This window comes from Herpetosiphon giganteus, assembly GCF_016907925.1.
Taxonomy (GTDB): domain Bacteria; phylum Chloroflexota; class Chloroflexia; order Chloroflexales; family Herpetosiphonaceae; genus Herpetosiphon; species Herpetosiphon giganteus.
The window spans coordinates 247,856-268,456 of the sequence record NZ_JAFBCZ010000001.1 but is presented as its reverse complement, the minus strand read 5'-3'; the positions used below and the strand labels follow the sequence as shown (position 1 = coordinate 268,456).

Annotated in this window: 15 protein-coding genes; 12 read left to right on the top strand and 3 right to left on the bottom strand. The window is 47.3% G+C overall.

What is annotated here, in order from left to right; genetic code table 11:
* The first annotated feature begins 404 nt into the window (after nt 1-404).
* Entirely contained in the window at nt 405-566 is a 162-nt protein-coding gene (locus tag JOD20_RS01180; protein WP_204753526.1) for a hypothetical protein, read from the top strand.
* On the opposite strand, the gene JOD20_RS01175 is transcribed toward JOD20_RS01180, so the two are convergent.
* Nucleotides 558-1,721, bottom strand: a complete 1,164-nt coding sequence (locus tag JOD20_RS01175; RefSeq protein ID WP_204753525.1) for an alanyl-tRNA editing protein — start codon at nt 1,719-1,721, stop codon at nt 558-560. The genes JOD20_RS01180 and JOD20_RS01175 overlap by 9 nt on opposite strands.
* Nucleotides 1,722-1,783: 62 nt before the next feature.
* Between JOD20_RS01175 and JOD20_RS01170 the strand changes: the two genes are divergently transcribed.
* From JOD20_RS01170 to JOD20_RS01120, 11 genes are all read left to right on the top strand, one after another.
* Complete coding sequence (locus JOD20_RS01170; protein ID WP_204753524.1) at nt 1,784-2,269, top strand: DinB family protein; 486 nt, start codon at nt 1,784-1,786, stop codon at nt 2,267-2,269.
* Between the two features lie 6 nt (nt 2,270-2,275).
* A complete protein-coding gene (locus JOD20_RS01165; RefSeq protein WP_204753523.1) occupies nt 2,276-3,328 on the top strand; it encodes a dipeptidase in 1,053 nt (350 codons plus the stop codon).
* Nucleotides 3,329-3,988: 660 nt separating this feature from the next.
* The gene (gene purM / locus JOD20_RS01160) at nt 3,989-5,017 is read left to right on the top strand and encodes a phosphoribosylformylglycinamidine cyclo-ligase (RefSeq protein WP_204753522.1); all 1,029 of its coding nucleotides are present in this window, start codon (nt 3,989-3,991) and stop codon (nt 5,015-5,017) included.
* Between the two features lie 114 nt (nt 5,018-5,131).
* Entirely contained in the window at nt 5,132-5,563 is a 432-nt protein-coding gene (locus JOD20_RS01155; protein ID WP_204753521.1) for an anti-sigma regulatory factor, read from the top strand.
* Nucleotides 5,560-6,141 (top strand): SpoIIE family protein phosphatase, encoded by a 582-nt coding sequence (locus JOD20_RS01150; RefSeq protein ID WP_204753520.1) that lies wholly within the window; start codon nt 5,560-5,562, stop codon nt 6,139-6,141. Before JOD20_RS01155 ends, JOD20_RS01150 begins: the two co-directional genes overlap by 4 nt.
* Nucleotides 6,142-6,174: 33 nt before the next feature.
* Nucleotides 6,175-8,829: a GAF domain-containing protein gene (locus JOD20_RS01145; RefSeq protein ID WP_204753519.1), complete on the top strand. Its 2,655-nt coding sequence runs from the start codon at nt 6,175-6,177 to the stop codon at nt 8,827-8,829.
* A gap of 116 nt (nt 8,830-8,945) precedes the next feature.
* Entirely contained in the window at nt 8,946-10,262 is a 1,317-nt protein-coding gene (locus JOD20_RS01140) for an LCP family glycopolymer transferase (RefSeq protein WP_204753518.1), read from the top strand.
* Between the two features lie 59 nt (nt 10,263-10,321).
* Nucleotides 10,322-11,179 carry a DUF5656 family protein gene (locus JOD20_RS01135; RefSeq protein WP_204753517.1) on the top strand — a complete coding sequence of 286 codons (858 nt, stop codon included), beginning with the start codon at nt 10,322-10,324 and terminating at the stop codon, nt 11,177-11,179.
* Complete coding sequence (locus tag JOD20_RS01130) at nt 11,176-11,799, top strand: L-threonylcarbamoyladenylate synthase (protein ID WP_204753516.1); 624 nt, start codon at nt 11,176-11,178, stop codon at nt 11,797-11,799. Before JOD20_RS01135 ends, JOD20_RS01130 begins: the two co-directional genes overlap by 4 nt.
* A gap of 417 nt (nt 11,800-12,216) precedes the next feature.
* Nucleotides 12,217-12,843 (top strand): zinc ribbon domain-containing protein, encoded by a 627-nt coding sequence (locus tag JOD20_RS01125; RefSeq protein ID WP_204753515.1) that lies wholly within the window; start codon nt 12,217-12,219, stop codon nt 12,841-12,843.
* Nucleotides 12,844-13,738: 895 nt separating this feature from the next.
* Nucleotides 13,739-14,905, top strand: coding sequence for a DNA cytosine methyltransferase (locus JOD20_RS01120; RefSeq protein WP_204753514.1), 1,167 nt, complete (start codon nt 13,739-13,741; stop codon nt 14,903-14,905).
* Between the two features lie 264 nt (nt 14,906-15,169).
* Here the strand turns inward: JOD20_RS01120 and drmB are convergent, their stop codons facing one another.
* The gene (gene drmB / locus JOD20_RS01115) at nt 15,170-17,065 is read right to left on the bottom strand and encodes a DUF1998 domain-containing protein (RefSeq protein WP_204753513.1); all 1,896 of its coding nucleotides are present in this window, start codon (nt 17,063-17,065) and stop codon (nt 15,170-15,172) included.
* Nucleotides 17,058-20,573 carry a helicase-related protein gene (locus tag JOD20_RS01110; RefSeq protein ID WP_204753512.1) on the bottom strand — a complete coding sequence of 1,172 codons (3,516 nt, stop codon included), beginning with the start codon at nt 20,571-20,573 and terminating at the stop codon, nt 17,058-17,060. The genes drmB and JOD20_RS01110 overlap by 8 nt, the downstream gene beginning before the upstream one ends.
* Between the last annotated feature and the right edge of the window lie 28 nt (nt 20,574-20,601).

The window sequence follows — 20,601 nt, the reverse complement described above, 5'->3', positions numbered from 1 at the left end:
GCAATCCTCGCAGTATAATCTAGCCGATTGTTACTCCAAGCAAGCGTGAGGGTTAATTACTGCTTGCTGGTTGCCACACCATTCCTGCCACACTCAACAACCTTCAATCCCAAAATATTCACGACGAATCCTAAAAATAAAGCAGCCTATAAATAATCAAGTTTCAAGCTATTGAAGCTTATTTGTGTTTAATAAAATAAAAGCATCAAAGAATAATCTCTGTATTTGTTAATTACTTGTGCGCACAATTTATGGTTGATTTATTATGCTACGGTTGAGCTAAGTGAAAGAGTTATGTTGTAAAGGAGGACTATGCCAAGCTTGCGCCAAATGCGGCTGACCTGCTGGCGAATCGCTTTTTTGCCAGCAGGAATCAAATTTGGGAGCTTGAAACCGAGCACCCATTGCATGAGCCACAATTTGCTGTCGCTGCCAGTCGCTATCAGGCTGGGTGCTATTGGTATCGGGTGATTGGGCCGCACTTGGCCCATTATCCGTTGCAACCAGCCCGTAATTATTCATTAAACGAAGCCTATTTGTGGCTCATGCAGCAAGCCTCAGCTTAATGTGCTCAACGCCAAATCGAGCGCTGCGGCTAAATCGTTAGCCTCAGCAATGCCGCCTTGGGCTTGTTGGGCGCTGCCACCGCCTTTGCCGCCAAATGCACCAACCACTTGCCGTAAGCTTGCACCACAATCGAGGCCTTGACCAGCAAAGATTAATTGAGGTTTGCTTGCTGCCACGCCAAAAAGGGCAACCCCGCCAGCTTGCGCCACCAAATTAGCCAATTGGCGCACGCTTTGCGGCTCGCGCTGCCAAATTTGGGCGACTACTTTTAGTTGGCCAATCGTTTGGGCCTGCTCCACCAGTGCTTTGGCCTCGAATTCCAATAGTTGTTGCTCTGCTTGTTGAAACTGTTTGCGCAACTGTTGCTCTTGTTCGCGCAACCGCTCCACCGCTTGCTCTGCTTGATTGGGGGCAACGCTAAAACCAGCGGCAATGCGCCCAAGCATGGCATTCTTCCAACGCAAATCCTGCAAGGCGCGCCCACCACACACAAATTCAATCCGTAGGCTATCGCCGCGTTTTTCGCTGCGCCGAATATGAATCTGACCAACTGCGCCAGTGGCGTTGGGGTGGGTTCCGCCACATGCCGAATGATCGAAATCGCCTGCTGAAACAACCCGAATTGCGCCTGTAACCGTGGGAGCTTTGCGCAGGGCGATGCTGGCTAGCTCATCCTCGCTCACAAATCGGGCCAGAATTGGCAAATTTTGCCAGATGATCTGGTTGGCCAAGTCTTCGGCCTCGGCGAGTTGTTCAGGGCTGGCGGCGCTGGTCGTCAAATCAATCGTCACGTACTCGGCGCTGAGGTGAAAGCCAACCGTGCGCCAATTGAACAGATGATCAAAGGCCGCCGAGAGCAAATGCTGGCCGTGATGCTGCTGCATATGGTCAAAGCGCCGCTGCCAATCCAAACGACATTCGACACTGGTTGCCTCGATTGGCTCAGCCAGCGTATGCCAAATTACATCCTGCTCATCGATTTGAACATCGACCACCGCTACGCCATTAATCCAGCCATGATCGGCGGGCTGGCCACCAACTTCGGGATAAAACGCGCTACGATCGAGCGCAACCCGTTGCTGATCGCTGGCAATAATCTGGGCTGACCATTCGCGCAAATAGGCATCGTGCCAATACAATCGTTCAGTGCTCATCAACAGCTCCTGCAAAACAGAATATGCTATGATAGATCAATCTGTGCAAAGGAGAAATGCTGATGACAAGTAAAGCTGCCGAGTATTATGCCAAAGAAACTGAGCGGGTCTGGAAGCTGGTTGACGAGCATACTGAGGCCGATTTATATAAGCCAATTCGCAATGATGGCTGGAGCACGTGGGATATTGTGGCCCATATTGCCATAACTTCGCGCCAAATGCTGCGCTTGGGCCAACAGCAGCAACAGCAAGCTCAAACAGGCGATAAAACCCCAATCTTTGCCCCCGATTTTGATGTTGATCGCATGAATATTGAGCAAGTTGAGGCTTGGCGTGGCAAGAGTTTTGCTGAAATTCGCCAGCACTGGGATAAAACTGGCAGCCAATTGGCCGATTATTGCGCTAGCTTGCAAGCAGCAGATTTAGCCTTGCCAGTCGAGTTTGTCAAAAAGCAGCACATGACGCTTGATGAACTATTAAACAGAATTGCACTGCATATTCGCTTACATCGCACCGAAATAGAAACGGGCTTTAGCTCGCTAGAATGAGGTTTCATGATTCTCGTTGATGCACACCTCGATTTGGCCTATAACGCAATTAACCTTGGCCGCGATTTGACCCAAACCGTCGATGCTGGCCGCCAACGTGCTGCCGAACATACGCCCGAATGGATTGCCGAAGCTGGCACGCTCACCACGACCTTGCCAGAAATTGGCTTGCACCAGCCAAGCATTGTGTGTGGCACGATTTTTATTTTGCCCGCTGATGCCCAAACCACGCTTGACGGCGTGGCCTACGCCACCCCCGACGAAGCCCATGATCAAGCCTGGGAGCAACTGAATTGGTATAAGCAGCAGTGTGCCGCTGGCCATTTACATTTTATTGACAACCAACAAGCGCTTGAGGCTGTCCAAGCTGGTGCTGGCGCGCTGCCTGGTTTGGTCTTGTTGATGGAAGGAGCCGACGGCTTGCGCACGCCTGCTGAGCTGATTGAGTGGTATGCTGCTGGCTTGCGTTGGCTTGGGCCTGCTTGGCAAGCAACCCGCTATGCTGGCGGCACGGGCCAGCCTGGACCCTTCACTGCTGTTGGCTTTGAACTGCTTGGTTTAATGCAAGAGCTTGGGGTTTCGCTCGATGCGAGTCATCTGGCCGAGGAAAGTTTTTGGCAAGCAATGGAGCATTTCAATGGGCCAATTGCTGCCTCGCACTCCAATTGTCGCAGCTTGTTGGCCTCAGCTGAGCACCAAGATCGCTACTTAAGCGATGCGATGATCAAGGCAATTATCGAGCGTGATGGCGTAATTGGGATTGCGCTGTATAACCGGATGCTGCGCGCTGATTGGGATGGCAGCAAAAACCAGGTTAATTTGGAGCATGTGGTTGCGCAGATTGAGCATGTCTGCCAAATTGCAGGCAATAGCCGCCACATAGCGCTTGGCTCCGACCTCGACGGCGGCTTTGGGGTGGAAATGATTCCAGCAGAAATTGATCGCTGGAGCGATTTGCCCAAAATTGGTCAAGCCTTGGCGGCACGTGGCTGGCAAGAAAACGATATTGCCAATCTCATGGGCCAAAATTGGCTGCGCTGGTTCCAAAAAATTTTGTAAGGCTAGCGGAGTGTTTCGATCCACGAAGAATCACGAAGCGCACGAAGGACAGAAACCGCGAAGGACGCGAAGAGCGCGAAATGTGGCTATAGGCTGTGTATATTGGTTCATTGGATTGGCAACGAGGAGCATGCCCTCACCCCCAGCCCCGCTCCCACTGAACGCGGGCGAGGGGAGCATTGTCCCGGTGGTTGCCCTCGCCTCGTTGGCGGGCAAGCTTGACACTGTAGATAATGCGCACGCCTTCGCATGCATTGCCCCAGTGGTTCCCCCTCGCCTCGCTGGCGGGAGAGGGGGCTAGGGGGTGAGGGGATAATTCCATGGTTAACGCAGCGACCCAGTACATATAGCCTTCAGCCAAGAGCCTTGCTTACTCTGCACCTCTGCGTTAAAGATTTGATCCACGAAGGACACGAAGCGCACGAACAATCTTCCGATAGCCCATAGCCTATCGCCAAAAGCCTCGTCTCTTTTTAGCCACAGATTGCGCAGATTCGTAAGATGTAGCTTCTGAACCCTGAACCCTGAATCCTGATCTCTCGTCCCATTTTGCCTTCTGATTTTTGCCTTCTTCTTCATCCCTCATCCTTCATCCTTCATCCTTATCTATGTTCTATAATAGGCCAACAACCAATCAATACGGAACTGGAGTAGACAACCATGACCACCTATAAGGATGCTGGCGTTGACATTGCAACCAAGATGGATGCGATCCAACAGATGGGAGCCGCGGTTAAGGCCACCCATACCCCAGCAGTGTTGGCCGGTTTAGGCGCGTTTGGCGGCTGTTTTGACCTTGCCGAGGTTAATACGCAGCATACCCAACCGGTGTTGGTGGCCTCGACCGATGGCGTTGGCACCAAAACAGCGGTTGCCGCCGCCGTTGGCGATGTACGCACGATTGGTGCCGATCTTGTCAACCACTGTATTAATGATATTTTGTGCCAAGGCGCAACGCCACTCTTTTTCCTCGATTATATTGCGGCCTCAAAACTTGAGCCAGCCATGATTGTGGCGGCGGTTGAAGGCCTCGCCGCCGCTTGTCGCGAGGCAGGTATTGCCTTGCTTGGCGGTGAAACTGCCGAAATGCCAGGTGTTTACCACGACGGGGCCTTTGATGTAGCAGGCACCATTGTTGGGGTGGTGGATCGGGCCAATATGCTCGATGGCAGCGCCATTAAACTTGGCGATGTGGCAATTGCTTTGCCTTCGACTGGCTTGCACACCAATGGCTATTCGTTGGCGCGCAAAGTATGTGCTCCATTGGGTTATGCCAGTCAGCCAGCAATCTTGGCTGGGCAAAGCATTGGCGAGGCTTTGCTGGCTCCCCATCGGGCTTATTTGCACGAAGTTCAGGCTTTACGCAACGCTGGCGTGGCAATTCATGGCTTGGCGCATATCACTGGTGGCGGCATTTGGGATAATATTCCCCGCGTCTTGCCCGCCAATGTGACGGTGGAATTGGTACGTGGCTCGTGGCATGTGCCAGCGATCTTTCAATTAATTGTGGAACAAGCAGCGATGGACGAGCACGAAGCCCATCATGTGCTCAACATGGGCTTAGGTATGATTCTGTTTATTGCCGCTGAGCAGGCTGAGCAAGCGCTGGCAACCATCAGCGATGCCCAACTGGTTGGTCGGGTTGTTGAGCAAACCAATCAGGCGCGAGTAGTGCTAGTAGATCGCTAGTAACTGTGCTATACTGCCAACCATAGTTTGCCAAGCGTGGTATAAAATTATGGTTGGCAAACGAAAGCTAGTTGTCATCTTCATCACTATCGCAGCCAAAACGGAAACGCTATAATGAGTCGTGAACCTCAGACCCAGACGATTGCTCGTGAGGTTGATGTCTACATCGCTGTCAGCCGTGGACGCGAATTATCGCGCGCCTTAGGCTTTGACGATGTTGATCGGACGCGAATTGAAATTGCGATTCTTGAATTGACGCGGAATATTTTGGCGCACGCCGAGCGTGGCAGCCTCACAGTTCGCGAAATCGAAGCCAACGAGCAACGTGGTATTGAAATCGAGGCAAGCGACAATGGACCCGGCATCGCAGATACAACCCTTGCCTTACGTGATGGCTATAGCACCAAGCAAACCCTTGGCACGGGATTGCCTGGGGTTAAACGGTTGATGGACGAATTCGAAATTGAATCCCAAGTGGGTGTTGGGACGGTCGTTCGAGCACGACGATGGCTTCCTCGTCGGCGTGAACGCGGAGGACTAAAATGAGATTAAACTGGAGCGTCCAAACGCGCAGCAAATATGGTCAATCGGTCTCTGGCGATGGCTATGCGGTAATCGAAAATCCAAATAGCACCTTAATTGCGGTGATCGATGGCCTTGGTGGGGGCGCTGAAGCAGCTAAACCAACCAAATTAGCCTTAGATGAATTGCATCAACATTCTACTCGCCCACTCAAAGAATTGATCGAGCGTTGTCATAAAGCCCTGCATGGCACGCGTGGCGCTGTCATTGGCCTCTTGCGCCTCGAATTCGATCACCTGCGCGCTAGCTATATTGGCGTAGGTAACATTGGTATTCATGTCATTAGCGATCGGGTAATTAAGCCTATTTCCAAAAATGGCATCCTCGGGCATAATCAATTACCTAGCTTGTTGGAAATGACCTATACCTTTAACATTGGTGATATTTTTGTCTTGTATAGCGACGGGATTTCGACCCGCATGATTACCGATTCAGCGTTGCATCATGCGATTGAAAACCCAGAATCCTTGGCGCTTGGCTTGATGGAACGCTATGGCAAAACCACCGATGATGTGACGATTTTAATTGCCCAAACTCAGTAATCTTGCCTCAGGCCGTGCCCAAAAGGATGCGCTATGCAGAAAACGTCTACGCCTCAATTGCGTCAATTTCTGATTGATAATGCCGAGCAAGTGATTGCACGTTGGGTTCAACGATTGAGTAACGTTGTGCCCAACCATGGCAGTCAATTTCCCTCGGTGCATGTGCGACGTTTATATGAGTTGCTGTTGACGTTACCTACAGAGCAAACCGACATCGAACTAGCCTTGGTCGAGTTGGGCATCGATTGGCAAGCCTTTGAATTAACCACCTTGATTCAGCTGAGTTTTCAATTGCGCCCAGCAATTGTCGATGTGCTGCAAACTCACAAACTTACGCGCTGGCAATCGTCAAACGAGCTTGATCAATTGGTTGAGCGCTGTACGATTTTGCTGACCAACCACCACAACACGACGGTGCAAGCTGAATTGCGCGAACAGGTTGCCCAAGCAGAATATTTGCTCGATCATCAGGCCCAAATGGCTTCCGAATCCGATTATTTTGCTTTGCAAATGTCGACGCTGTATGAGCTTTCGCAAGCAATGAGCGCCTCGCTCGATCGCGAAATTCTCGAAGATATTGGCCCGCGCATTCTTTCGGCGTTCACGGTAGAGCGCTGTGCGATTGTGCTGCGCATCGACGATGATACCTGGCTGATCGAACATGCTTGGGGAGAAGATTGGGCAGGGTTAACTGGCCAGCCGCTTGATCCGCAAAACTTGCCCGAGGCGCTCAAATTGGCGACGGCCCAAGGTATGGTGCAACTGCAACCAGTAATTGAGCCAGCGAGCACCTCGTGGATGATTGCTGGCCAAGGCGCGTTGTTTGTGCCGCTGCGCCAAGAAAAGCATGTGCTTGGCTGTTTGGTGGCTCAAGGCTCAACCCTCATTGAACGCATCGACGATGTGATGATGAATCTTTGGCGTACCGTTGCCAACCAAGTTGTGGTGACGCTGCAAAATATTCGCTTGTATAGCACAGTTCAGCAATTAAACGCCGACCTTGAACGCAAGGTTGACGAGCGCACCGCCGAGCTGAGCGAAGAACGCGATCGTCTCGAAGCGATTGCTGATATTGCCCGCGATATTTCGACCCTCGAAATTGATGTGCTGCTCAATCGGATTTTGCAGGCGCTCGCCAATTTGACTGGCGTGCACCATGGCTCGGTGATGCTGATCGATGCGGCAACTGGCTTGCTGGTCGATCGCGCAACCTTGGCTGGCATTTCGCATGTGCTTGGCTCGCGGCGCTTCCAAATTGGCGAAGGTTTGGTCGGCTGGATCGCCCAACATCGCCAACCAGCCTTGGTTAACGATGTGACCAATGATGATCGTTGGGTTCAAGTTGATGCCTTTGGTCAAGAAGTTGGCAAAAATACTGGCTCGCTAGTTGGCATGCCGCTGATCGCTGGCGACGATATTGTGGGCGTGCTGATGCTTTCGCATCCAACTCCGCACTTTTTCAATCAAAGCCATATGCGCTTGCTCAAGGCAATTGCTGGCGAAATTGCCATTGCAATTTATAACGCGCAGCTGTACGAATATTTGGCCGAACGCACAATTAAGCTTTCGACGATGTTGCGCCATCAAGAAGAAGTTTCGAGCCAGAACAACGCTATTTTGCAATCACTCAACGATGCAGTAATTGTGTTCAATCTTGATCGGAATATTATTTTGGCCAACGCTGCCGCCGAATCGATTCTTGATCGGCCACTTGATGAGTTGGTGACGCAGAGCTTCGATGAGTTGCTTGAATCGTTGCAGATCAAATTGCCAGGCGATCCGCTGGGCATGGTGTTGAGCAATCCCGATTCAGCCCAAACCCAAGATATTATCATCAAGCGCGGCACCCAATCGATTAGCGTTACCTTGGTTCCGGTGATGACTGAGCGCGGCGAGTTGCTGGGGGCCTGTTTGATTGGCCGCGACATTACCCGCGAAGTCGAATCGGATCGTTTGAAAACAGAATTTATTGGCACGGTTTCGCACGAGCTGCGCACGCCGATGACCTCAATCAAAGGCTATACCCAATTGCTGGCCATGGGTTCGTTGGGCGAAGTCAACCCGACGCAAAAGGAATTTCTCAACACAATTGCCCATAACTCAGAGCGCATGATCGCCATCATCAACGATTTGCTGGATATTACCAAGATTGAAACTGGCAGCGTTGAGTTGCAATTGGCGCGTTTGATGATTGCCGATGTGATGAGCAGCGTAGTTGGCAATGCTCGAGCTGAAATTAGCCAACGCCAGCAAGAATTCTCGCTGAGCCTTGCGCCCAACTTGCCAACAATTTGGAGCGATATGGAGCGCATTCGCCAAGTCGCCTCAAATGTGCTTTCGAACGCGATCAAATATACGCCGAATGGCGGCAAAATTAGCGTGCGCGCCTACGAAATCAACCTCAACGATATTCCACCCAAGCAACGCGATGGCTTGCCAGTTGGGCGGCGCTACGTTGCCTTGGCGGTGAAGGATAGCGGCGTGGGCATCGATGCCAGCGAGCATGAAAAAGTGTTTGAGCGTTTCTATCGCACCGAAAACCCCTTGAAGATTGAGGCTGGCGGCACGGGCTTAGGCCTTTCGCTGGTTCGGCCATTAATTCAACTGATGGGTGGGCGAATTTGGCTCGAAAGTGCGGTTAATCAAGGCACAACCTTTACGTTTATTATGCCAGTAGCCGTTGATTAATCGTTGTTGAATGTGCTTGATTGAAAAACGTAGCTGCTGCGTAGGCTACGTTTTTTGCATCTTCTGGGCGAGCAGCCTATAATCAGGCGACGAACAAGCATCCTCAAGGACCTTGCATGGAATGTCAAGACGTGCGCCGCCAACTTGCGGCAGGAATTCGTCCGGCGGTACGCCCGCCGGAACGCGCTCAACTCGGTTTCCACATTGCTAATTGTGCCGATTGCTTTGCCCTGCTCGAAGTATTCAAAGTCGAAGAGCAGCGGCAGTTATTAGCGAGCCTGCTGGCAGAGCCGGTGGTGGCAACACCAAGCGCTACCGTAACTCAGGCCAAATCAGGCAAGCGGCGCTGGCCATTGGCGGTAGTTGCTATGCTTTTGGTGCTAGGTTTGGGCGGCGGTTGGTGGTGGTGGAGCACGCCTGAACAAGTGGTTGGGGTGCAAGTAGAGCTAAGCCCAACGCCGCAACCAGTGGTCGCTGGTGGTCTGGGCGAGCCAAACAGCCTGCCCGTGATTCAGCCAAGCGCCACGCTCGCAGCAACCGCGCTACCGCAAGCAACTGCTACCATTCAAGCAAGCGCAACGCCCAAGCCAAGCAGCACCCCACGCCCAACCGCCACCCCACGGCCTTTAGAGCAAATGACGATTGCCATTTTGGGCTTAGATCGCCGACCTGGTGAGACCGAGCCAGCCCGTGCTGATGCTTTATTAATCTTGCATCTTAACCCAAGCAGCCAAAGCGCCGCATTGGTTTCTTTGCCGCGCGATCTCTGGGTGGCCTTGCCGCCAGAATATGGCTTCTCGGTCAAATTAAATGCTGCCTATATGTATGGCGAGGGCGACAATAACGACGCTCAAGCTGGGTCGGAATTGGCCCGTCAAACGATCAGTACAACGATTGGCCAGCCGATCGATGCAGTGATTGTGACCACCTTTGAAGAAATGATCACAATGGTCGATTTGATTGGCGGGATTGAGGTTGATGTTGCCAAGGAAATTTACGATTCGCGCTATCCAACCTTTGATTATGGCTATATGGAAGCCCACTTTTTGCCAGGCGTGCAACATATGGATGGCGCAACAGCCTTGATTTATAGTCGCACCCGCCATGCAGACAACGATTTTGAGCGCGGCAAGCGCCAACAACAGGTGCTGCTGGCAATCTTTGCTCGTTTGCAAAGTCTGATTCAAAGTAATGATAATGTGGCTACAATCGAATTAGTTGGCTCGTTGTACAATACCTTAGAATATACGAGCATCGATTTGCCAACGATTTTACGCTTGGTGTTGGCGCTCCAGAATTTCGAGCCAAGCACAATTCAGCGCGAATCGATTGATTTAAACTATGGCTATGAAACCAGCACCAGCGATGGCGCTTACATTATTCAGCCTGATTTGCCAGCCATTCAGGCCCGCATTGCCGAATTATTTAAGTAGATTATGCCCAAGCATAATCCTAGCGATAGGCTAGCCGAGCTAGGCTATCTTGATAGCATATGAAACTGACACCACGTTTTGACCGCATCTTGCCACTCATCAGTTTGGTGGTTTTGGGCTTGATGGTGGTCTTCCTGCTCGAATCCAACCCCGATTATCCCTTGGTTGCGCGCATCAGCAACGACCTGCCAGTGATTTCGGTGGCGTGGTTTATTATCGCTTTGCTGGTGATTATCATCAGCACTGGGGCCGATTTATTGGCCAAAGCCCACCCTGCTTTAGAGCATCGCGAACTCTTGCGCCTGCCTGGCCCGCTGAGCAAAATCGAAATTGTGCCCTTGTTTTGGGTCTTGCCATCGGCGGTTGTGGTTGGCTCGTTTGCCTTCTTTCGGCTGTTTCAAGAAACCCTGCAAGGCACCGCCTTTATTTTGGTGTTGATCGTTTGTGGTGGCTTGCTGCTGGGTACCTTGGTCGCGCAACACTATGTGCTTGATCGCGATCCTGAAGTGCGCGACAAAGCGCGGATTGGCCTGCAAGCGGTGGCCTATCTAGTGGCGTTTGGCATGTTTAGCGCGATTGCCAATGCCCACTATCGCATGATTTTCACTGGAATTTTGGCATTTAGCGCCAGCGTGCCCCTGGCCTATCGGCTTTTAGCGCGCAACGTCAACGATCATCAGCGACCTTTATCGTTGGCTTTGACCGTGGTTGGGGTAGTGATCGCTGAAGCTGCGGCGATGCTTAGCTTCTGGCCTGCGCCATTTTTGATTGTTGGCACGCTGCTGACGGCGCTATTTTATGTGATGATGAATCTGTTGCATCATGCCCAAGCTGGCACGCTCAATCGGCGCATTGGCTGGGAATTGGGGCTTGTTGGCGCAGTTGTATTTGTGATTTTGACCGTGACAACCTTATGATCACGCAAATTGCTGATTTTGATGATGCAGGTTTGGCTTTAGCATTACAATACGTGCAGCAAGGCCAAATTCTCTGCTTTCCCACCGATACTGTTTATGGAATTGGTGGCTCAGCCTTGGATGAAGCGGCGATTGCTCAAGTTTTTGCGGCCAAAGCCCGCCCAGCCACGGTGGCCTTGCCAGTCTTGTTGGCTGATATTGGCGATTTAGCCAAAGTTGCGCATACTATTCCCGATTTGGCGTGGCGTTTGGCTGAAGCATGGTGGCCAGGTGGCTTGACGCTTGTTCTGCCAGCACTCGCCAATCTACCCAAAATATTGACTGCTGATCAAGCCACAATTGCAGTACGCGTGCCGAAGCATGGGCAATTACGCAAGCTGATTGGTCAATTTGGCACGCCAATTGCCGGAACCAGTGCCAATCTGCATGGCCAGCCAACGCCGAGCACTGCCCAAGCGGTTGCTGATCAATTAGCTGGGCGGGTGCCGTTGGTGCTCGATGGTGGAATCGCGACCGGCGACCAGCCTTCAACGATTGTTGATTTGAGTGGCGAACGACCAAGCATTCTGCGCCATGGCGTGATTTCGGCGGCCCAACTCAGCCCTTGGTTGGAAGCCTAAACCCGCTCAAGGGCTGATTCAGCGGATGCGCAGCGATGCTACAATGCGTAGGCAATGGGGGCGGCATAGGCAGTCCATCAGTTAAAGCCAACGTGCCATGATGTCCTTTGGGTGCAAGTCCCAACGTCTCCACCAAATCCCTCGTTTCCCCTTTTCGCCCAGTTTAAACCATGCAGCGTAAGTTTTAGTAGTGAATTCTAATACATTTGCTAAAGTGCATATCTTTAATATTGGTTATTCTGGCCCTCAAGTTTCGTAAGTAATTTGGTTAGGTACTCGGCATATTGTTGCTACATTGAATTGTGGTGAAGTACGTTACAAGCAATCACTCGTTTGTAACGCTATATGCTATGGATCTAATGATATAATCTTATCTACGGGATGTCGTTTATTTAACTCTATCGGGAAGGGTTGTGTATGAACTGTTATGAATGCGGTGGATCGGTGGTTACTGGTGCACGTTTCTGTCCTGAATGTGGTGCTCCATTTGCTCAGCAGATGGCTGTTGAAACACGGGTATTAGCATCACCACCAGTAGCTTCTTTTCCTGCTCCAATAGCCCAGCAAACGATGAATTCACCTGTTCAATACACACCGCAGCCTATGTCGCCCCCATACCCAGTCTATCCCCCGCAACCGCAGCATCCATATGCACCATATCCTCAACCGCAGTTTCCTCAACAACATCCGACTTATCTCCCACAGCAGCCGATGTACGGAGCGTATCCTCAGCAACCAGTTAATGTCAATATCTATAACACGAATCAACAAGCACCAATGGTTCCTATGATGCCAGTCGGCCCGGTAATTGTAACCTCACAAAAAAGCGTAGGCTTATCCTTAGTCTTGACGTTTTTCTTCGGGCCATTGGGCATGTTCTACTCGACTGTTGGCGGAGCCTTGGCAATGATAGCTATAACAATCATTTTATCGGCACTGACGTTTGGAGCGGGTCTTGTCTTAGCTTGGCCGATTGCCATGATCTGGGGAGCTGTAGCTGCAAGTCAACATAATCAGCGTGTAATTATTAGTCATCGCTACTAAACTCGCTATTATTAAACCATGGCGCACCATGATTTATGTGCAGTTGCATCCCAAGTAGCCACCGATACTCATTTTTTAATCCGCCTTATTGCGGGATCGAATTTCTGTATATGGATACGCAAACACCCCCACATTTGTTTGAATGTGGGGGTGTTTGTATTTTTATGTTCCTAGTAAATGTGCACGGGAAATAAAGTTGGAAACTGAAAACATCCAATTTACGCTCAAAGAGGCTAAGTTTCATGGTTCGTGGATGAGCTAAAGTTGGAAACTGGCAATATGTGAGTATATCAAAATAGCGCTCGCAACAAAAATAAAGTTGGAAACTTATAGTATAACCACTGTTGCTCGTTGAATGAACAGATTGTGGTGCCTGTGGACCGAAAGCACCTACATGATAATCTCGTCTGTTTGTATACTCGTTCTCCCATGATGTGATTTCAGCACTCCTATCATAGAGGACAAGTTTGTTTTTTGCGAATCATGATTGCCCGTGCGTACGAGCAAAAAAACATGTTTTCAGCCAGTAACAGTGGTGATATTCCATAAACAACTGTACTACGATCAAATACTAAAGGATTCGATTAACTAAACAAAGAATTTTATTGCCAGAATCACTGTCCAGATTCTACTCGAATGAGTCATTCTTTCTGTCTTTGGTGTGTATGAATAAACTAAAAATTAGCGAGGGGTATGAGCTCATAGCCATTCAACAAGTGAGAATTCACTAAAGCATCTATGCGAATTTACAGAAAATAGTTGCATTATCAAAATTACGATTTGCTGTGCTATAATCACTGCTGCCAAAATAATTATTGTTTAATACAAATTGTATTAAACAATAATTATTTGTATCGCGATTTTGTGATGGATTATTTATCCGGAAAGACAGGACATGTCTTATATACCAACCACTAGTATCTCTTCTACTGTAATACCTTCTATTCCCATTCTATCATTTTTTACAGGAGCTGGATTTCTTGACCTAGGTTTCAAACAGGTAGGTTTTCAACCAATTTGGTCTAACGAGGCCAATCCTTTTTTTGTGCGCGGATTTGAATATGCGATGAGTCAATTATTTAAAACAGCTGATAGCATTAAGATTACTAATACTACTTCTATTGCAGATATAACGTCTGATCAGATTCGATACGAAGCTTTTGGAGCACAATCGCCCCCAGATATTTTTGGTATTATTGGAGGGCCACCATGTCCAGATTTCTCTATTGGCGGTAAGAATAGAGGGCATGAAGGAGATAATGGCAAACTTTCTTTAGTATATATTCAACAAATTTTAGCATTACAACCAACATTTTTTGTGTTTGAAAATGTGCCTGGACTTATCTCTACAAAAAAACATCGTGTATTCTTCGAAAGATTAAAATCTCTGTTATCACCAAAATATACATTAAGTATGCGTGTATTAAATGCATTGGAGTTTGGTGTTGCTCAAGACCGACCACGTGTTTTTCTGATTGGAATACTACATGAATGGATGAATGCTCATGTTGATCAACATTCATCAATCAGTCAAGATGATTGGTTTCCATGGCCCACAGATCCTCGTTATAATGACGCAAAAAACCGTTTCTTATGGCCAACAACAAGTCCGTTTGGTAGTGAACCAGATCAACCAATCGGTATACCGTCTGAGTTAATGGTTAATCACTGGATCGGAGACACAAATTCATTAACTCAATTACCAAATGGAGGTGAAACATTTACACCTCATAGCGATAAATTCATGCGTATTGCCGAAGGCGATGTTTGGAGTAGAAGTTTTCGCCGTTTACATCGCTGGCGTTATAGTCCCACGGTTGCATATGGAAATAACGAAGTGCATCTACATCCAATCTATCCTCGTCGTCTTACAGTACGTGAAGCATTACGGCTTCAATCTATCCCCGATACATATGTCTTACCAAGTAATATAGCTCTAACTCATAAGTTTAAAATGATTAGTAATGGCGTTCCTCTGATTCTTGCTCAGAAGGTTGCTGAAGCGTGCTGGAAATTACTCACCGGACAAACTGATAAAGTTAATCAAAAAAATTATGCTTAAATACATATTAAGATTTTATTTAATTAAAGAATTTTATTTCTAAATAAAAAAATTCTTCTTGAATAAATTCAAATATGTAACAAGTGTATGCGATAATTTGTGAATATATCGAGATTTAGTATAGATATTGACAAATAAACATATTTTATGGCTATATTGATGATAGCTTCTATCAAACGACAATGATAGTTTATCGATAGAAGCTATCATCAATTGTATGCTTAAAGGAGTAAAATTATCGATAGTAATTGCCCTAATAGACTTTTATATTTCTTGGAAAAGCGAACTAAAAAAGCCAATATCAGGTTTCTGAATATCACCAATTAATAGTGCTCTATCTAAGAATCGATTGAATTGTTCGCATGCGGTTTCTGGTACTAACGCACAAGAGTGACAAGCTGCTAGATTACACGAGTCTGGGCCTTGTCCTCGACTATTTCCCATCTCCATACAAACTGGATCGGAAGAACACCAGGCGGCTTGTTCAAGTGCTCGCTGAAATGTTGCTTCCAAATATCCCGGTTTCCCCATTCTTACTAAACCTCCCATGGTTCCTTCAGCATCACCAACAGCGGTATAGATCAATATACCAGCCATAGGTGAATCACGATCTGTTGATACATAGAGGCGTTCCCGTAGCGAAGCTGAACTGTATCCGCACTCAAAGGTAAGACGATTCATAATTACATGGGATAGCGTGTGTAGCAAGAGAAAGCGTGGATTCAAAGGTTGGACACGCATGTTGCGTTCCTGTTGGAGAACTGAATACCGTTCAATTAATGGCTTGACTCTATTAAGAACATCTAAACGTGATTCCCATAATTGAAGTTTTGATTCATCTAGTTCAAAATAGATTCCCTCGCCGTAAACCGTGTATGCTGGTAGCCATGAATGATCTTTGTTGGGTGGTTTCCTCCATAACATGGCTTGCCTCTCTTCAGAGGTCTGGTCATTCTCTGGCAAAATACGAGTAAATCCAGCTAAAACACGAGTCTCTCGTAATTTATCAATGAGCATGATACGAGACAGATAGTCACGAACAGGTTTATCATACATTGTTATAGGTTCTGTACGAACCATCAACTGATCTTCGTGTGTAGGGCTACGAATAACATTAAATTCACTCCTCCGGAATTGTGTTTCTTCATCATCCGTTCCAATACCTGTCTCGTTAGAAACTATCCTACCCTGAAGTGCAGCCTCAATTTGTTCATCAGTATATGGCTGTAAAATAGAACGGGCATGATCTCTTAGTAAATTAGGCGTAATTTGGAACGATTCAAATCCTCGTAGAATGGAAATAAAGCTTGATAAAGGTGTTTCTTCGAGCAAAGCAAAGAGCGATTCCGGTACTATGCTAGTACTGCGTGGGACATAGATCGCACTGCGCACATCAGCATAATATACATTAGAGGCACTGCGCAGTGACCCCCGTAGGGGCGCATCACAAGGCTCTGATTCCGCCATTCCCAACCAAGGACGCTGTCCTTGGCACAAGTACAATACACCTGAATCATCCAAGGTAGTGCTAAGAAATGAGCCATTAGTATCCGTATTTGTAATACTGGCTAGTGTGCGTGCGGGAACACCGCAATCACAAGTTACTTTTTGCCCACTTAATGATGCTCCACCAGTTGCAATAAGTCGTAAAGGTTCTTTACAACTCGTATGGACTGTTTTATGAACCCACTCGCGCCATGGAAAGTCTTGTAAATGCCCCTTTGGGCAAATTGCAATAAAAGGAACCTGTACTAATAAACGTCGTTTTCCCTTGCTTTCACACTCCTTACACCGTAAAAGGCCTCGATCCGTTAAACTGAGTTTTTCTAGACGCTTGCAGAATGCACAGAAATGCCATTGAGGAAATCGAAGGAAGGGAATCATCAACCCTTGATTTGGGGTTGATTCGCCTGATACATACTCACGGTAGTCGGGTGGTAATCGGAAATGTGTTACTTGAAGCCGCTGTTGGAGTCGCCATTCTTCAATCCTGTATTCTTCAATATCCCGAAAGCGTTCGTCCTCTTCAAACTGATCATCTTCACGCTTATACCAATAATCAAGCCCACCACAAATGAGACCAATACCTTTGGTCATAACAACCATTGCTCCTGGTCCAAAGGGTGCAATCAGTTGAGAACGGCGTAGTGGATTACGCATCAGCATCTCCTAAAGCATACAAACGAGTAATGATAGCTTCGCACATTGCATCGACATCACGCATAGACTGTGCTGTTGGCCAAGACAAACGTGCATCTTGACGGCTTACGTAACTCCCTGCAACCCTTAACAAACCCGGATTACTAGCCGAGCCTGAAACTGCTTTCCATTCACGGGGTTCTCGTGTTTGCCATTCATTACGTCGTTGCTCAAACATCGCATTGAAATTATTTAGTTCAGCAGGATCAACTGCTTTAATCCGAGAGTGAAGAAGTTTATATAGGCTATCTAGCAAAAGAACAGGAAATGGTCGGGGACTCTCTGTAATCGCTTCATCACCATATTGCCGAACAAATACCGCCATTACAGCATGTAATGCACGTTCAAGTACTGGTGGTGAGAAAGGCGTAACACTCGTTGGTTCAACCTGTGCATATAAACGCTCATGATAGGATCGGAATTTTTCAAAGTGCGAACGATCGCGGGGTTTAGATGCACCATACATAGTTACAACAAGTCCTGGTCGTTCTATCCATTGTCTCCCTACCCGACCACTTACTTGAATATACTGAGCAGTTGTTTTAGGCTGACCAACAATAGCCATAAGTGACAAACGATCAATATCTACACCTACCTCAATAATACTAGAGGCAAGACATACATCAACTGGATAGTCACTTGCTGTACAACTAGCTTCTAATGCTGTTATTGCTGCGGGAATCTCATCATTTTGAAGTCGACTGGTAAGTTCTTTTATATTCCATAGGTGGCGCATCTCTGACCACTCATAACCCATCCGCTGACGTAGTACAGCTAAATAGTCAGGTATATCAGATTGAAGTAGTGTCAGTGTCGTTCCAAGTTCTCGTAAGCTATTGAAAAAGGTTAATAATGTCCACCATGGATCTCGTTCTTCAAGATTCAGAGGAACAGGTGCTTGTAATAATGTTGACAAAGTTCGGACTTGGACGGTTTGCATTGAACCTAAACTTGGCCCATGTACTCCAACAAATAAACGGCCTGGCTGGAGAGTCCCATCTGAATTACGTGCATAGCGCGCAAAGTATGAGTCCCCTGCTTCCAAACCCGATGGAGGGAACAGTGTTACTTTATCACGAGCATATAATGACTTGATTTGTGAATGATATCGGCGAATAGTAGCGGTTGAGCTGACAATCTTTGGTGGTATTGGTATTGTTTTTCTTTTATCTGTACATAAATCCTCGATTGCTGCCTCATATAATCCAACAATTGAGCCCAAAGGCCCTGAAATTAGATGAAGCTCATCTTGAATAATAAGTCCTGGAGGGGATACATTTCGACTTCCATCTGGCTCCAATCCAAATAGTGACCGGGCTTCAGATTTCCAAGCCAACATTGCAAATTTGTCTACTGTCCCTATAACAAGTGAAGGTCGCTTGAGATACACATCCTCATCAATTACATATACTGGAAGCTGTATGTGAAATGGACACTTTTCGTCAGAGCATCTGAATATTACTGATTGTGTATCGGTTTCATATCCCACAACAGTAGGACTACTATCACGTTTCCGTTTTGATCGTGTTCTTGTAGTCTGAGCGGATGATTTTATAGGTCCAATTTGGGCTCTACACCAAGGACATCGAGTAAGAATAAATTTATTTTCACCTTGTTCTCTTCGTAGTTCAGCTAATATATTCCGTGCATCTTTACGGGTATTGGGAGTAATTGAAGATCCAAGCCAAATACCAATTGTAAGAGGGTCAACACCTAAAACAGATTGGTTTTGTCGGCGTAAATATTCCATAGCACATATTAAACCTGCCGCACGTTGGAACTGCTGCGCGGTAAGTAATCGAAGAGTATATCTCATCAATACTTGCACACCAGTATCCCTAGGATCTATAAGCCGACGGAAGAATATCGAAAACGCAGCGAGACCTAAATAGGCTTCGGTTTTGCCACCCCCCGTCGGAAACCAAATCAACTCGACCATACGTCGATCTTCTATATTTCCATCGGCTGTAGATTGAAGTGACATCAAAAGAAACGCGATTTGAAATGGACGCCAGTTTCCACGTTTGTTACCCAAAAGTAAATCAGGTTCACTAAAAGGTTCTGAAAAGGAACTGGTTTGAGTAATACTATCGTATTGGTAATACCGAATTTTGGGATTTGCACGAACCTGCTGAAGCAGCATTGCGTGATTCGCTAGGCGAAAAGCCTTTTCAGCATTTGAATTTGTGCGGAGATATTGAACTCCATCACGCATACGATTGGCACATGTGCGGCATTGATTAAGATGATCTTGTGCGGCTGCTTGGTATTGGGGTGCAAGTTGCTCAAGCTCAGACTGTTTTTGTTTAATCCAAGTCTCATACCCTTCAATCACCCTATCAAGTGACTGAAATCCATCATCGGTTGCAATCAATCCTGCTAGTGGTGCCATTGGAACAATAATCTTTTCCCCACTTGAATCTAAAATATCTGGTGTAATACTAGGTGTTTCTACACACGGTAAACATTCTGCACTCACCCACCCTACATATCCTTTAGATTTTTCTAAAGATGTACTAGCAATACCCCAATCTGCTGCACACCCATGTCCAGTAGCAAATATTTCAGCATGACGATATAATAACGATAGAGACTGCTCTTCCGCATCAGGAGCAATAGTCAGGTAACTAGGATAGGGATGAATCCATCCGTCGTGTTCTGATAATGAGTCTGATGTAAGTGTTACCTTAAAGTGACTTTGAAATAGCATCGATTGATCATTATTCTCGGTACCGATATTGCGATTTACCAAACTGATGGTAAGTAAACGTTCCCCTAGGTTACGAGTAGGACGAGAATAGACTTCTATATTCAATTTGAAGTTTTCGAGGTTTGTTCCTTCAACCGGCTTGGAACATAAAAATCTGTATGGATAGAGTTTTAATTCATCGGATGTAAATATCGCCGTACCAGAAATAGAAGATCTACACCACCATGTTTGTTCTCGCTCTTGCACACTCACTGCCTGTTGTCGGTACCGTCCCCCCGTCACATGTACTACCAACATACTGTTATTTGGCAGATCTGCTAAGAAACTTACTCCCATACTACTTGGTTTGTAGGAATTTGCAGTTGAAAGATCCATCTCCTCAGTTTCAGCAACATCGATACGTGCAGCAATTGTTTCAGCTGCTTTGTAGGCATCTTCAGTTAAAATAGCAAAGTGTTCCTGGGTTGTGTTGTTAATGATTGGATCATTGACGATATCTAAGTCATTTTTAGATAATTCTGGCTCTTGCAAGGTACCAAAGGGATATAAAACTCCTATACCATATCGCTTGTGGGGTACATCACGAATCAAGATCTCTTCACCCGATTCGGCCTGCTTCCAAGGTCCATATGCCTGTTTCTGGTCATCAAACCGAACTGGTTTGGTTGTATCAATCTCTCTTCCTTCTGGCATCGGTCCAACCAATTCTGCACGCAGATGATCAACAATATACTTGCGGTTCTGGTGGTGATTATCCATCAATCCCTCCTTTTCAAATTGAAGTAGC

Excerpts from the sequence above, each read along its gene's own strand:
- JOD20_RS01175 (WP_204753525.1), bottom strand. The coding sequence starts at position 1,721 with ATGAGCACTGAACGATTGTATTGGCACGATGCCTATTTGCGCGAATGG.
- JOD20_RS01170 (WP_204753524.1), top strand. The coding sequence starts at position 1,784 with ATGACAAGTAAAGCTGCCGAGTATTATGCCAAAGAAACTGAGCGGGTC.
- JOD20_RS01165 (WP_204753523.1), top strand. The coding sequence starts at position 2,276 with ATGATTCTCGTTGATGCACACCTCGATTTGGCCTATAACGCAATTAAC.
- purM (WP_204753522.1), top strand. The coding sequence starts at position 3,989 with ATGACCACCTATAAGGATGCTGGCGTTGACATTGCAACCAAGATGGAT.
- JOD20_RS01155 (WP_204753521.1), top strand. The coding sequence starts at position 5,132 with ATGAGTCGTGAACCTCAGACCCAGACGATTGCTCGTGAGGTTGATGTC.
- JOD20_RS01150 (WP_204753520.1), top strand. The coding sequence starts at position 5,560 with ATGAGATTAAACTGGAGCGTCCAAACGCGCAGCAAATATGGTCAATCG.
- JOD20_RS01145 (WP_204753519.1), top strand. The coding sequence starts at position 6,175 with ATGCAGAAAACGTCTACGCCTCAATTGCGTCAATTTCTGATTGATAAT.
- JOD20_RS01140 (WP_204753518.1), top strand. The coding sequence starts at position 8,946 with ATGGAATGTCAAGACGTGCGCCGCCAACTTGCGGCAGGAATTCGTCCG.
- JOD20_RS01135 (WP_204753517.1), top strand. The coding sequence starts at position 10,322 with ATGAAACTGACACCACGTTTTGACCGCATCTTGCCACTCATCAGTTTG.
- JOD20_RS01130 (WP_204753516.1), top strand. The coding sequence starts at position 11,176 with ATGATCACGCAAATTGCTGATTTTGATGATGCAGGTTTGGCTTTAGCA.
- JOD20_RS01125 (WP_204753515.1), top strand. The coding sequence starts at position 12,217 with ATGAACTGTTATGAATGCGGTGGATCGGTGGTTACTGGTGCACGTTTC.
- JOD20_RS01120 (WP_204753514.1), top strand. The coding sequence starts at position 13,739 with ATGTCTTATATACCAACCACTAGTATCTCTTCTACTGTAATACCTTCT.
- drmB (WP_204753513.1), bottom strand. The coding sequence starts at position 17,065 with ATGCGTAATCCACTACGCCGTTCTCAACTGATTGCACCCTTTGGACCA.
- JOD20_RS01110 (WP_204753512.1), bottom strand. The coding sequence starts at position 20,573 with ATGGATAATCACCACCAGAACCGCAAGTATATTGTTGATCATCTGCGT.